The sequence below is a fragment of the Pseudomonas oryzae genome, assembly GCF_900104805.1.
Lineage (GTDB): Bacteria > Pseudomonadota > Gammaproteobacteria > Pseudomonadales > Pseudomonadaceae > Geopseudomonas > Geopseudomonas oryzae.
The window spans coordinates 843,148-856,301 of record NZ_LT629751.1 but is presented as its reverse complement, the minus strand read 5'-3'; the positions used below and the strand labels follow the sequence as shown (position 1 = coordinate 856,301).

10 protein-coding genes are annotated in these 13,154 nt (G+C 64.9%); 3 read left to right on the top strand and 7 right to left on the bottom strand.

The window, feature by feature from the left end; all coding sequences use genetic code 11:
- Positions 1 to 6: 6 nt before the first annotated feature.
- Together BLT78_RS03990 and BLT78_RS03985 are read right to left on the bottom strand one after the other, a co-directional pair.
- Complete coding sequence (locus BLT78_RS03990) at positions 7 to 738, bottom strand: SDR family NAD(P)-dependent oxidoreductase (RefSeq protein WP_231975691.1); 732 nt, start codon at positions 736 to 738, stop codon at positions 7 to 9.
- A gap of 1 nt (position 739) precedes the next feature.
- Positions 740 to 2,185 (bottom strand): FAD-dependent oxidoreductase, encoded by a 1,446-nt coding sequence (locus tag BLT78_RS03985; RefSeq protein WP_090347725.1) that lies wholly within the window; start codon positions 2,183 to 2,185, stop codon positions 740 to 742.
- Between the two features lie 87 nt (positions 2,186 to 2,272).
- Between BLT78_RS03985 and BLT78_RS03980 the strand changes: the two genes are divergently transcribed.
- The 3 genes from BLT78_RS03980 (at position 2,273) to BLT78_RS03970 (ending at position 7,341) form a co-directional block, all read left to right on the top strand.
- Positions 2,273 to 3,235, top strand: coding sequence for a LysR family transcriptional regulator (locus BLT78_RS03980; protein ID WP_231975690.1), 963 nt, complete (start codon positions 2,273 to 2,275; stop codon positions 3,233 to 3,235).
- A 159-nt stretch (positions 3,236 to 3,394) separates the two neighbouring features.
- Positions 3,395 to 4,204, top strand: coding sequence for a hypothetical protein (locus BLT78_RS03975; protein WP_157719474.1), 810 nt, complete (start codon positions 3,395 to 3,397; stop codon positions 4,202 to 4,204).
- Positions 4,201 to 7,341 (top strand): DEAD/DEAH box helicase, encoded by a 3,141-nt coding sequence (locus tag BLT78_RS03970; protein WP_090347723.1) that lies wholly within the window; start codon positions 4,201 to 4,203, stop codon positions 7,339 to 7,341. Before BLT78_RS03975 ends, BLT78_RS03970 begins: the two co-directional genes overlap by 4 nt.
- Positions 7,342 to 7,397: 56 nt before the next feature.
- Here BLT78_RS03970 and BLT78_RS03965 read toward each other — a convergent pair whose 3' ends face one another.
- The 5 genes from BLT78_RS03965 to tcuA are packed head-to-tail and all read right to left on the bottom strand — an operon-like array spanning position 7,398 to position 12,875.
- The gene (locus tag BLT78_RS03965) at positions 7,398 to 8,396 is read right to left on the bottom strand and encodes an electron transfer flavoprotein subunit alpha/FixB family protein (protein WP_090347722.1); all 999 of its coding nucleotides are present in this window, start codon (positions 8,394 to 8,396) and stop codon (positions 7,398 to 7,400) included.
- The gene (locus tag BLT78_RS03960) at positions 8,393 to 9,184 is read right to left on the bottom strand and encodes an electron transfer flavoprotein subunit beta/FixA family protein (RefSeq protein ID WP_090347721.1); all 792 of its coding nucleotides are present in this window, start codon (positions 9,182 to 9,184) and stop codon (positions 8,393 to 8,395) included. The genes BLT78_RS03965 and BLT78_RS03960 overlap by 4 nt, the downstream gene beginning before the upstream one ends.
- Positions 9,185 to 9,198: 14 nt before the next feature.
- Positions 9,199 to 10,572 carry an FAD-dependent oxidoreductase gene (locus BLT78_RS03955; protein WP_090347720.1) on the bottom strand — a complete coding sequence of 458 codons (1,374 nt, stop codon included), beginning with the start codon at positions 10,570 to 10,572 and terminating at the stop codon, positions 9,199 to 9,201.
- A 12-nt stretch (positions 10,573 to 10,584) separates the two neighbouring features.
- Positions 10,585 to 11,403 (bottom strand): aspartate/glutamate racemase family protein, encoded by an 819-nt coding sequence (locus tag BLT78_RS03950; protein ID WP_090347719.1) that lies wholly within the window; start codon positions 11,401 to 11,403, stop codon positions 10,585 to 10,587.
- Between the two features lie 11 nt (positions 11,404 to 11,414).
- Positions 11,415 to 12,875, bottom strand: coding sequence for an FAD-dependent tricarballylate dehydrogenase TcuA (gene tcuA, locus BLT78_RS03945; RefSeq protein WP_090347718.1), 1,461 nt, complete (start codon positions 12,873 to 12,875; stop codon positions 11,415 to 11,417).
- Positions 12,876 to 13,154: the final 279 nt, after the last annotated feature.

Below are 13,154 nucleotides of genomic sequence, written 5' to 3'. Positions count from 1 at the left end.
GTTGAATCAGTCGCACCACAGGGCGCCGTTGATGTCGAGGATTTCGCCGCTGATGAAGCCGGCCTTGTCGGAGAGCAGGAAGGCCACCGCCTCGGCGACCTCCTCGGCGCGGCCCATGCGCCCGAGCGGGATCAGCGCGCGCAGGCTCTCGGGGAAGGTGGTGGTCATGTCGGTGGCAATCGGGCCGGGCGCCACGGCGTTGACCCGCACGCCGCGGCTGGCCAGCTCCTTGGCGAGGAACTGGGTCAGGCTGTGCACCGCCGCCTTGGACATGCCGTAGGCCACGTTGCCGGCGCTGGCCTGCTCGGCCGGGTCCAGCCACGGGCGGGCGTTGCCACCGTTCTTGCCGACCACCGAGCCGATGTTGACGATGGCGCCCCGGCCCCGCCCGGCCATGCGCCGGCCGACCAACTGGCAGGGAATCAGCGTGCCCTGCACGTTGATGCGCAGCACCCGCTGCAGCTCGGCCTCGTCGAGATCCAGCGCGCTGCCTTTGGAGACCACGCCGGCCACGTTGACCAGCGCATCGATCTCGCCCAGCTCGCGCTCCACCTCCTCCACCACCGCCGCCACGGCGGCGCGCGAGGACACGTCGCAGGTGCGGAACCAGGCGCCGGCCGGCAGCGTCGCCGGCTCGGCCAGGTCGAGCGCCGCCACCCGGTAGCCCTGCGCGGCCAGCAGCCGGCACGCCGCGCTGCCGATGGCGCCGCCGGCGCCGGTCACCATTGCCACGGCCATCTCAGCGACTCTCCGCAGCGGTGTGGCCGGCGATGCGGCCGAACACCAGGCCGCGCAGCACCGAGGTGCCGCCGCAGTAGTTGCCGAAGTACATGCCGGCGGTTTCCCCGGCGGCATACAGGTTGCGGATCGGCTCGCCGTCGACGTTGATCACCCGCGCCTGCTCGTCGGTCTTCAGGCCGCCGAAGGTGAACACGTTGGCGGAGATGATCGGGTAGGCCAGGTACGGGCCCTTATCCAGCGGCAGCGCCCAGTTGCTCTTCGGCGGATGCAGGCCCTCGGTGGCCAGGCCGTCGAGCTGCAGCGGCCGGTACTCGCCGGGACGGCAGGCGGCGTTGTACTCGGCCACGCTGCGCTCCACCGCCGCCACCGGCAGGCCGAGCTTGGTCGCCAGTTCGGCCAGGCTCACGCCCTCGATGGCCGGCTGGTCGGTGCGGATGCCCAGGCGATAGTTGGGGATGTCCTTGACCTTCTGGTCGAGGATCACCCAGGCGATGCCGTCGGTCTGGGCGAAGATCTTGCGGGTGACCCGCTCGTACCAGGCATCCACGGTGCCCGGCGCCTCGTCGGTGAAGCGCTGGCCTTCCTTGTTGAGCAGCACGCCGTAGGGAAAGATGAAGATCGACGGCTCGGAGATGCCCGAGCGCGGATCGACCGGCTCGGCGTGGTAGCTGCCGTACTCGCCGGCGGCGGCGGCGCCGATCTCCAGCGCCATCTGGATGCCCTCGCCGCGGTTGTAGTAGCCGCCCTTGCACACCGGACGCATGAAGGAGGCGCGCGGGCCGACGTAGCGGCTGAGCATCTCCAGGTTGCCCTCGAAGCCGCCGCAGGCCAGCATCACCGCGCCGCCGAAGCGGATCTCGCCACGGGCCGGCGAATACGCACGCAGGCCGACCACCTCGTTGCAGCCGGCGGTGAGCAGGCCGCGCGCGGTGGTCTCGTAGAAGAACTCGGCGCCGAGCGCCTCGGCGCGCGCCGCCAGCGCCTCGACGATGGCCTCGCCGCCGCCCACCGGCAGCAGGCGCGGCTGGGTGCTGGTGAGGAACTGGGTGGGCAGGAAGTCGAACTTCACGCCGTTGTCCTTCAGCCACTGCACGGTGCCCGGCACCTCCGCGGCGAAGGTGCCGATCACGTTGGCGTCGATGGCCGCCAGCGCGCGAGTCTGCACCGACCAGGCGCTGCGCTCGCTGAGGCTCTCGGCGACGAAGTCCGGGTCCTGGTAGAAGCCGGAGTTCTCCGCCAGGAAGGCGTCGAAGTCGTCGGTCACCTCCTCGTGGCTCTTCATGCGGAAGTAGGCCTCGGTGAAGCGCGTCTGCCCGCCGCGCTCCTCCTTCTTCGCCCGCTCCAGCACCGCCACGCGCAGGCCGCTCTCCGCCGCCGACACCGCCGTGGACAGCCCCGCGGCACCGCAACCCACCACAATCAAATCGAAATTCAGATCGGTCATTTTTGAGCCTCCCTCTGGTGGTTGTTACGATAGGAAGGCGCCGACCGCGGAACGAGGCCGGCCGAGCTAATGGGGCATTAGAAAATAATGAAGAGCCGGATCGACAAACTCTGGGCCATGCAGGTGTTCACCCGCGTGGTGGAATGCGCCAGCTTCAACCGCGCCGCCGAATCGCTGGACATCGCCAACGCCACGGTGACCGCCAGCGTGCGCAACCTGGAGACCCACCTGGGCGTCACCCTGCTCAGCCGCAACACCCGCACCCTGCGCCTGACCGACGCCGGCGAGCGCTACTTCAAGCACTGCGTCGAGCTGCTGCGCCAGGTCGAGCAGGCCGAATCCGAGGTGATGGAGCAGACCGCCAGCGTGCAGGGCCAGCTGTGCATCGAGTCGCCGGCCGCCTTCGGCAAGGACGTGATGGCCCCGCTGCTCGCCGAATTCGGCGCCCGCCATCCGGACCTGCGCATCGCCCTGCGCCTGACCGACCACCCCGAGGGGCTGATCGAGAGCGGCACCGACATGGCGATCCGCATCGATTCGGTCAACGACGCCGACCTGGTCGCCCGCCCTCTGTACCAGGCCCACTACGTCGCCTGCGCCACTCCCTCGCTGCTGGAGAAACTCGGCACTCCCGAACACCCCGAACAGCTCGACCCCGCCCAGTGCCTGGGCCTGTTCCCCAAGAGCAGCTACACCCCGGCGCGCTGGTCGTTCACCCTCGGCGAGGAAGCCCACGACCTGCAGCCGATGGGCAAGCTGAACTTCAACAGCACCGACGCCCTGATCGACGCCGCGCTGGCCGACCAGGGCTTCATCTACGTGCTGGACGTGTTCGTCAACCGGCTGCTCTCCCAGGGCAAGCTGGTGGAACTGTTCCCCGGCTGGCAGACCTACGGCCGCACCTTCTTCACCGTCACCCCCAAATCCCGCTTCGTCGCCCCGCGCACCCGCGCCTTCATCGAATTCCTGCTGGCGAGCCTGGACGCCCAGCGCCGCCCGGCGCCGGGGGCGAGTGTGGGGCTGCATGTGGGGAGACGGGGGCGGGTGTGAGGATCAGGTGACTGGGACGATACTTGCCATTCAAGCTGATTGGCTGGTATCGGCCAAAAGCAGTGTGTGCGCGCATTTTAGATAGAAGGGAATCGCTGTTAACCTTGGAGTATGGCGGCTCCAGGGTTAGTGGCCGCATGCCTCAGAAAGGGAGAAATCATGCAGCCAGACCATTTGCTCGGTCTAAAAAAATGCGCAGCCGACTTGGTTACTATCGAAGGGCGGACCATTGATATTTGGGAGTTTGATGTCCCTACAGACACAGCCATCCTCGACGCATGGGCACTGCATTTTCGTCGACAATACTGTTCTGACGAAGAGCTTCCGGTCCTAATGGAAGGTACAGGGATGACCATTAAGCAATATCTCAACGAGCATGTCTTCCCTCACAAAACAAAGGCTCCAGGACCTTCGATTCGCTCAGGCGACTTCGCCGAGTTCCTCATCTCCGACTACTTGGAGTTCTTGCTCGGCTACTGGGTGCCCCGAGGCAAATACTCCGACAAGGCCAGCAAAGACGAGTCTGTCAAAGGCGTTGACATATTGGGCTTCTACCAAGCCGACCCCGCATCGGCCGATCCGAGCGATTCTCTTCTAGCGTTTGAGGTTAAAGCCTCACTCGCAGCAAAGGTCTATGATGGCCAGCTACAGAATGCTGTGAATGACGGCTCAAAGGACTTGTATCTCAGGCAAGGGTTCACTCTGAATGCAACCAAACGCAGGCTTCTTCGCGAAGGGAAGACGGCGGAAGTCCGCAGGATTGCGAGGTTCCAGAATCCCGCCGACAACCCGTATGTGTACCGTTCAGGGGCAGTTGCAGTGCTCTCCAATGCGGCCTTCAATCAGACCGATATAGAAAAGACAGTAGCCGCCGACCACTCAAACCAGGCCAATCTCAGCTTGATGGTCGTCCGAGCAAACCTGCAGATGAAGCTGATCCATGACTTGTACGACAGGGCCTGCCAATGAAGACCGGAAAAAACAGCAGACGCCTATTTGGTATTACGCGCTCAAAAGGAAAGATGTTCGAGTTCGGTCTTGACGAAGCTCAGCACCTTAAAGTTCCTCAAGGCACCGACCCACTACAGCTTTTTCTTATAACCATCGGAACGCTTGGCGACGTCAGCGGAATACTTTCTGATAGTGCACACCCTTTGGCACCACTTCCTCCGGACGAGCAATCAGAGCTGAACTTTTGTGCAAGCTTCTTTGACGCGATTCTTGATTCAAAATTCGCCAGCGGTCTTGAAAGGACGACGTTGCTTCTAGCCTCAGCAGCCTACTACATTGCCCGTCGACCAGGGAGCAGCTTAGTTCTCGCTAGACGCATTGTTCCTAAGGGCGGAGATAACAAGGTTGAGCAGCTTCTTCAGTGGCTGCTGAAAGCGGATTGGGGCAGCTATTGGATCCTCGATGATGAGCGCTATAACTCACAACTTACCTCAATCGCGCGTGCTGTTGCGTACCACTTTTCCGACGGCTCCAGGCTTGAGGAAATTGACAATTTGCTTAAGCAACTTCGGAGCAATGTCTACAGATTCGGAACTCCGGAAGAGCTTCTATACACAGACACTGCGCTGTCGATCTGCCGCATGAGGCTTGCTGCGTCGACCTGGACCACACTTCCTTCCTATTCAGGCTTGCCGGTTGAACAATGGAGACCGGTAATCCAAAAAAGCACCTTCCCTAAGGAGCTCTGGCCATCTCAACTTCTTCTAGGAGCGAGGGGGCTGTTTAGGGGCGCCTCGGGCTTGGTGCAGATGCCAACGAGCGCCGGGAAGACAAGGTCAATAGAGATAATTCTCCGTAGTGCTTTTATGTCTGGACGCACGAGGCTTGCGGTGATTGTCGCTCCATTTCGAGCGCTTTGCCACGAGATTGCAACATCCCTGCGGCACGACCTCGCGGGCGATGACATCAAGGTGAATGAACTAACTGATGCCTTGCAAATCGACTTTGTTGATCAGGTCGCTGAGCTCTTAGGGGGCGCCCCTCCCCCTACATCGTATGTATTGGTACTTACGCCAGAAAAGCTTCTCTATGTTCTGCGCCAATCACCACAAGCCCTGAAGCATATTGGACTTGTTGTCTACGACGAGGGGCATCAGTTCGACACTGGAGGCAGAGGCATTACGTACGAACTGCTGCTTACAGAAATCAAGGGACTACTGCCAAAGAGTGCGCAGACAGTACTTATTTCAGCGGTAATGCAGAACCCACAAGCCATTGCCACATGGTTGATGGGCCAAGAAAAGGGACAGGTGGTAGATGGGGCGAGCTTGCTACCGACCAGTCGCTCAGTTGCATTTGCAAGTTGGTCTGAGTCCCTTGGCCAACTGATGTTCTACGAGAGCGGCTATGAACAACTGGACTACTTCGTTCCGAGAGTTATCGAAGAATCCGAACTTAAAGGACTGAAGCCGAGTGAATCGAAATTTCCAGCCCGGCAGAAATCGAGTGACGTGTCGCTGTATTTGGGCCTGCGCGTCGCAAAAAATGGCGCGGTCGCAATATTCTGCGGCACGAAGACAATTGCAAACGGAATAGCAAAGCGGGCAGTACAAATTTCCGATGCTGGATATAGCGGCACCTGGCCCGCGAGCTACGCCAATCCCGACGAAGTATCAGCTCTGAGAGCCATCATCGCTGGAAACTTCGGCAGCGAATCTTTACCGTCAAAAGCCGCAAAGCTTGGCATATATACCCACCACAGCAACACGCCCCACGGTATCCGCTTAGCGCTTGAGCATGGCATGCAGAAGGGACTCATTAGCTTTATCGCATGCACATCCACGCTCGCTCAAGGGGTAAACCTGCCAATTCGTTACCTCATAGTACAAGGTGTCAATCAAGGCGAGCAGCGCGTTAAAGTTCGCGACTTCCAGAACCTCATTGGTCGCGCCGGTCGAGCTGGAATGCATACCGAGGGCATCGTGCTTTTCGCTGACTCCACGATCTACGACAACCGGCGGAGTCGCCAGAAATCATGGAAATTTCAAAGCGCCGTGGAGCTGTTGTCGCCCGAGCGAGCGGAAGGGGTTACTAGTTCCCTGCTCTTGTTGCTCGAGCCATTCTCTCTCTCCCGCACCTTGGAATGGCGGTTCTCTGCAGGGGAGCTACTTTCCCTGATTGATGATGAGTCAAGCTGGGAAGGTTGGGCGCATTGGCTGGCCCGCCAAGTGCCACACCTCGACCAGACAAAGACAAACGCACTGGCGAGTTCGCTGAGAAAGTCACTGGCGGAGCGTAGAAAAATGACGCGCACGCTTGAAAGCTATCTGATGGCGAACCGTGCAACCGAGGATGGTAACGACTTTGTTCAAAGGGCAGGTGAGCTTGCCCTTGGAACATTGGCGTACTCGTTGGCTACTGCAGACCAAGCTACCAAGCTGGAGGAGTTCTTCAAGCTTCTTGCACAACGCATCGAGTCGGTCGAGAGTTCCCCAGCAAAGCAAGCTTCTTTTGGAAAGACATTACTCGGCTCAAAGCACGCCAAGCGCATTGAGACGTGGGCCAACCAACATCGTGAGGCCCTCCGACATCTTGACTCAAATGAGAGTTGGCTCACCGCAGCTTGGCCGCTATTTACCGAGCTTTGCGACAATCGCTTCTTCCGATCTGTCGAGCCTTGGACAGCAGGTTATGAGATCGCACTTTACTGGATACGTGGAGCAAGTTATGGGGAAATCTTCAAACAAACCGCAAAGATGGATGCGAAAAAGCAGGCCGGCAGCCGTCGCCAGAAGGTGAGCGACGATGATGTTCTTGACTTCCTAGAGAGCACACTGGCGTTTGATTGCACGCTCATCCTTGCGGCCCTCGCGCAATTCCTCTTCGACCCCACAGAGCTTCTGGGTGACCAGGGGGCATCGCTCGCGAGATTCCAAAAAAGCCTAAAGAACGGACTTCCTGACACCCTATCTATAAGTGCGTATGAGGCTGGATTTTCCGATCGTTTCATCGCACAAGCTATTCGCGATGCGCTTCTGCAAGACGGATTTGAAGGCGCCCATTTCAAGGTAGCTAAGGAGCATCATCTCAGCGCTATCCAGCGAGTTGTAGCTTTGAGTCCCGCATACTTTGGCCAGATTCTGAGCGCAGATTAGTTCTAGGTGAATCACCCTCGGGACGCCTCCTGGCGTCCCCACCAACACCTCAAGCCTCATGACGCGGCTGCTCGCCCCTCCCCCACCACCCTCAACAACTCCGGCAACACCTGCTCCCAATCCCCCACCACGCCGACGCTGGCGACCTTGAAGATGTCCGCCGCCGGGTCCTTGTTGATGGCGACGATGCGGGTGTCCGGGCTGATGCCGGCGAGGTGCTGCGGGGTGCCGGAGATGCCGACGGCGAGGTAGATGTCCGGGCTGACGAACTTGCCGGACACGCCGACCTGGCGCACCACCGGCACCATGCCGGCGTCGACCGCCGGCAGGCTGCCGCCGAGGCTGCCGTCCAGGCGTTCGGCCAGCTCCTCGAGCAGGGCGAAGCCCTGTTCGTTGACCCCGCGGCCACCTGAAACCACGATGCGCGCGCTCTCCACCGGCGGCAGGCGCTGGCCGCTGGTGCTCTCCTCCACCGCCAGCGGCGCGGGCAGGAGGGTAGCCAGTTCCAGGCGCTCGCACGGCGGCTCGGAGCTGGCGACCGCTTCGGCCTTGCCCAGGCGCAGGCAGGCGACGGCGCTGCCGCTGGCGAGGGTCATGCCCAGACGCAGGCGGCCGCCCCAGGTGGCGCGTTCGGCCTCAAGACCGTCGGCAGTCCAGCGCAGGGCGCTGCAGCGGCCGAGGGGCTGAGCATCCAGCTCTGCCGCCAAGTGGGCGGCCAGTTCCTCCCCGTCGGCGCCCGGCGGCACCAGCAGCAGGCGCTGCGCGGCTTCGGGCTGCTGGCGCACCGCGTCGGCGCCGGCCAGCGCCAGGGCGGAGGGTTCGGCGTCGAGCGCCAGGCTGGCATGCGCAGCCAGGCAGATGCGCGCGGCGCCGGCGGCGGCCGCGCGGCGGGCGCCCTCCTCGCTGCCGGCGCTGCCAAGCAGCAGCGCGGCGAAGCCGAGGCCGGCGTCGGCGGCCACCCGCTGGGCGGCGCCGAGGGTCATGTCGAGGGCGTCCTCGCCCCAGGCCAGGGGGATCAGGGCCAGAATCTCGCGTGTCTTAAGTGGTGCGCTCATGCCGCATTCTCCTCTGTTTCGCCACGCAGGTAGCCGGCCAGCGCGCGGGCCTGGCTCGACACGTCGCCATCGAGCAGCCGGCACTGGCCGCCGCGCTGCACTTCGCGGGCCGGCGCCAGGTTGTCGAGCAGGACGCTGCTGTCCTCCGCCGCGCTGGCGGTCACGCTGTCGAAGGTCATCTTCTTGGCCAGCATCACGTTCTTCATCAGCGGGTGGCGCAGCTTGTTGCGCCGGTCGTTGGTCACCGTGGCCAGCAGCGGGCCGGCGACGGCATGCCACTGCTGACGGATGCCGCGCTCGCGCAGCAGGCGCACGCGGCCGTCCTGCCATTCGGCGTACTGGGCCAGGGCGAACAGCGGCAGGCCGAGGCGCGCGGCGAGCAGCACCGGCAGGCTGCCCTCGTCGAGGTCGCCGAACTCGCGGCCGATCAGCAGCAGGTCGGGTGTGCCTTCCTCGCCGATCAGCCCGGCGATCTGCGCGGCGCTCAGGCGCGCGTCCCAGGGCCGGCACGGCTGCAGGTCGAGCAGGCGCAGGCGGTCGGGCTTGAAGGCGGCGACGCTGCGCAGCAGGTTGTCGTTGTTGCTGCCGCCGAGCACCAGCACCTCGATGCGGCAGTCCTCGCGGGCATCGCGCAGCTTGAGCGCCAGCTCCAGGGCGCCCTCGTCGAACGGGCCGAGCTGGCGGCGCGACTGGCCGCTCTCCTCGATCAGCCCGGCGGCGTCGATGCGGATGTCGTGCAGCGGGTAGCGGTTGTCGGCCACGCCGGCCAGCAGTACCAGGATGTTCATCGGCCCTTCCCCCTTCAGCCGTGGCAAGCGGTGGCGGCGGCCAGACGGCCGAAGATCGCCGCCTTGCCCAGCGCCGAGCCGGTCATGTAGGCGGCGCCGTGCAGCCCGCCGACCATCTCGCCGGCGGCCAGCAGGCCGTCGATGGGCGCGCCGAACACGTCGTGCACGCGCATCTGCGCATCCACCTTGACGCCGCAGTAGGTGCCGAACACCGCGGCGGTGGACGGGTAGGCGTAGAACGGCAGGCGGGCGATGGTGCGCAGCGCGCCGTGCTGGTGGACCAGGTGGCGGCGGCCGAAGGCCGGGGTCTCGCCCGCCTCGACCGCGGCGTTGTAGGCGGCCACCTCGGCGAGGAAGTCGTCGACCGGCAGCTCCAGCAGCCTGGCGAGCTGCTCCAGGCTGTCGGCCTCGACGAACAGGCCTTCCTCCAGGCGGCGCTCGAAGTCGAGGATGCGCACGCGGTCGTCGCCGCTTTCCATGATGTCGCGGTCGAGGATCTGGTAGGTCACGCCGTAGGACTGCTGCATGCAGGCGTCGCCGAGCAGCTTGTAGGACAGCGACTCGTCGACGTAGCGGCGGCCCTCCTGGTTGACCGCGATGGCGCCCTTGTACACGGCCAGGCAGGCGTGGTGGTTGTTCTCGTCCATCGGGTGTTTGCCGAAGGTGCCCTTGATGTGGACCATGTCGCGCAGGTCAGCGCCCAGCGCCCAGGCCATGCGCAGGCCGTCGCCTTCGTTGCCCTCGCCGCCGATGAACACGGCGTTGTCGTACAGCGGGGCGAAGCGGTGGATCAGCTCGCGGTCGTGGACGAAGCCGCCGCAGGCGAGGATCACCCCGCGCGTGGCGCGGATCTCCAGCAGTTGGCCGTCACGCTCGGCGCTGGCGCCGATCACCCGCCCGGCGGCGCTGCGCAGCAGGCGGCGGGCGCGGGTGTTGCGCAGCACCTCGACCTTGCCGGTCTTGAGGGCGGCCAGCTCCAGCTGGCGCACCATGTCGGCCGGGTCGACGTTGTGCACGCGCGGCACCGACTGCCCGGAGGCGGTCTCGATCACCGGCTGGAACGCCACGCCGTGGGCCTTGAGCCATTCGTAGGTGGCCAGCTGATTATCGGCGTAGGCGCGCACCAGCGCCTCGTCGCACTCGCCCTTGCCGACCTCGATCAGGTCGCGATGGAGCAGCGCGGAGGAGTCCTCGATGCCGCGCTCGCGCTGCAGGTCGGTGCCGGCGAAGGCCAGGCAGCCGCCGCTCATCGCCGAACTGCCGCCGGTGGCGGCGGTCTTCTCCAGCAGCAGCACGTCGACGCCCGCCTCGGCGGCGCTCAGGGCGGCGGCGAAGCCGGCCAGGCCGCCGCCGATCACCAGCAGTTGGGTATTCAGGATCTCGCTCATGTTCGTCACTCCTCAGCGCGGCTCGAGAAAACGCTGGCCCAGGCCATAGAAGGCGAAGATCTCGCGCACCCGCTCGGGGTCGGGCTGGGCGGAGAAGTAGCCGCGGTTGCAGGTGCGGGTGCCGTTGGCGCGCTGCAGGTCGACCATCGATTCGGCCTGCTTGATCCAGGCGCCGAGCGAGTCGAGCACCGGCACGCCGTCCACCTCGCTGATGCCGTGGGTGGCGAGCAGCACGTTGAGCGGCGCCTCGCCGGGGATGATCACCTCGGCGCCGGCGGCGATCAGCGCGCGGGCGGCGGTGCGGAAGCGGTCGATCAGGGAGGCCGGATCGCTGAACGCGGCCAGCACGTCGGCGAAGCGGAAGCCGACGTGGCGCACTCCGGCCAGGCGCTGGCCGAGGCCGTGGCGCTGGGCGTTGTCGGTGACCAGTTCGGCCAGCTCGTCGATGAACACCAGGACGCCGAACCGGCGGCCGAGGGTGCAGGCGGTGAGCATCGCCGCCTCGCCGTAGCCGACCACCGGAATGCCGAGCAGGCTGCGGATCTCGCGCAGCGCCGGCTCCGGCAGGGTGCTGATGGCGTAGGCGTCGTAGCCCTGCTGCTCGGCGTTGAGGCCGGCGGCAATGAACTGCAGGCCGTGCAGGTACTGGATGGCGGCGTACTTGATGTCGTCGCCCGGGTAATTGGTGCGGTAGGTGCCCGGCTGCATGCCGTGCATGTCGATCACCGTGTCAGGCCGGGCGACCTTCCTGAAGTGGGCGCGCAGGGCGGCGTCGTAGGCGCCGAGGTCGCTGAGCACGGTGAAGCTCTGGTGCCAGATGCGGATGGTCATGGGATGTCCTTTTAGCGTTGGGCAGCGGCCGCGGCGCCGGCGATGCGGCCGAGCACCGAACCCGAGGTGAGGCCGGCGCCGCCGGCGTACTTGACGTAGTAGAGGTTGCCGACCAGCTCGCCGGCGGCGTACAGGCCGGGGATCGGCTGGCCGTCCTCGTCGATCACCTGCGCCCCGCTGTTCACCTTGAGGCCGCCGAAGGTGAAGGTGATACCGCAGGTCACCGCGTAGGCGACGAAGGGGCCGCGCTCCAGCGGGTTGGCCCAGTTCGACTTGGGAATCGCCAGACCCTGGGTCGAGCGGCCGTCGCGCACCGCCGGGTTGAACGGCACCTCGCGGCGCACGGCGGCGTTGTATTCCCTGAGGGTGTCGAGCAGCGCGTTGACGTTGACGCCTTCGAGCTTGCCGGCCAGTTCCTCGAGGCTGTCGGCCTGGATGCGGGTGGCGTGGCGGACGCGGTATTCGTCGGGCAGCAGGTGCTCGCTGTGCTGGTCGAACAGCTGCCAGGCGACGCCGCCCGGCTGCTGCAGGACCTTGGCGCCCATCCCCGAGTAGGTGTAGTTGCGAAAATCCAGGCCCTCGTCGACGAAGCGCTTGCCGTCGGCGTTGACCACCACGCCGAGGTGGAAGTAGTTCTTCTGCATGTTGAGCAGGTCGAGATCGCCCAGCTCGGGGGCGTTGACGTCGTAGAACACCGCGTGGCAGCCCGACCAGTTGCCGTGGGCCACCGCGCCGACGTCCATGGCCATGCGGATGCCGTCGCCGGTGTTGAAGCGCGAGCCGCGCACCTTGGCCAGATCCCAGCCCGGCCCCAGGTACTTGGCGCGCCATTCGAGGTTGGCGTGGAAACCGCCGGTGGCGAGGATCAGCCCGGCGGCGGAAAAGCGCCGGCCGTCGGCGCACTCGACCTGCCAGCGGCCGTCGGCGCGGCCGATTCGCTGCGCGCGGCAGGCGTAGTGCAGCTCGACGCCACTGAGCTCGGCGCGGCGCATCAGCGCCTCGACCAGGCCCAGGCCGCCGCCGGACACCTCAACGGTGAGGCCACCCCAGAACTTGTACTTGCCGTCGACCTTGAACGCCTGGCGGCCGTAGATCGGCATGAAGCGCACGCCCTGGCGGGTCATCCAGCCCAGGGTATCGAGGCTCTGGCTGACCACGGTGTCGAGCACTTCCGGGTCGGCGCGGTACTGGCTCTGCGCGGCCAGCTCGCCGTAGAAGTCGTCCTGGGTGTAGCTGCCGAAGTCGCTGCTCTCGATCTCGCTGTCGAGCAGGTCGGGCATCAGCTGGCGCAGGTCGTCCACCCCGCGATAGGCGACGCGGAAGGCGCCGCCGGTGTGCGCCGAGTTGCCACCGCGCATCTCCTCCGGGGCGCGCTCCAGCAGCGCCACCCGCGCGCCCTGCTCGCGGGCCGAAAGCGCCGCACACAGCCCCGCGTTGCCCCCGCCGATCACTATGACATCGAAATCCTGCATGGTCCCCTTCCTCGAATCCGCTGACCTTTTGGGCCGGATTATTTGCAGGGGACGGCGGGGATGACAGGCAGCCGGGGCGAAGGGGTTGTTCAGTTAAGTTGCAAGATGGTGGATGCCGCGTTCCCGGTCTCGATTACTGCCGCGCACGCCATGAAGCAGCCGAGGGAAGCCAAAAGCGAGCCTACCACGGTCCGGTTAAAGCGAACGGATCATTCGGTTTTCCTGAATACAACCACCGCCGGGTGCGGGCTAAGCTGAGCCATGACAGGAACCGTGTCG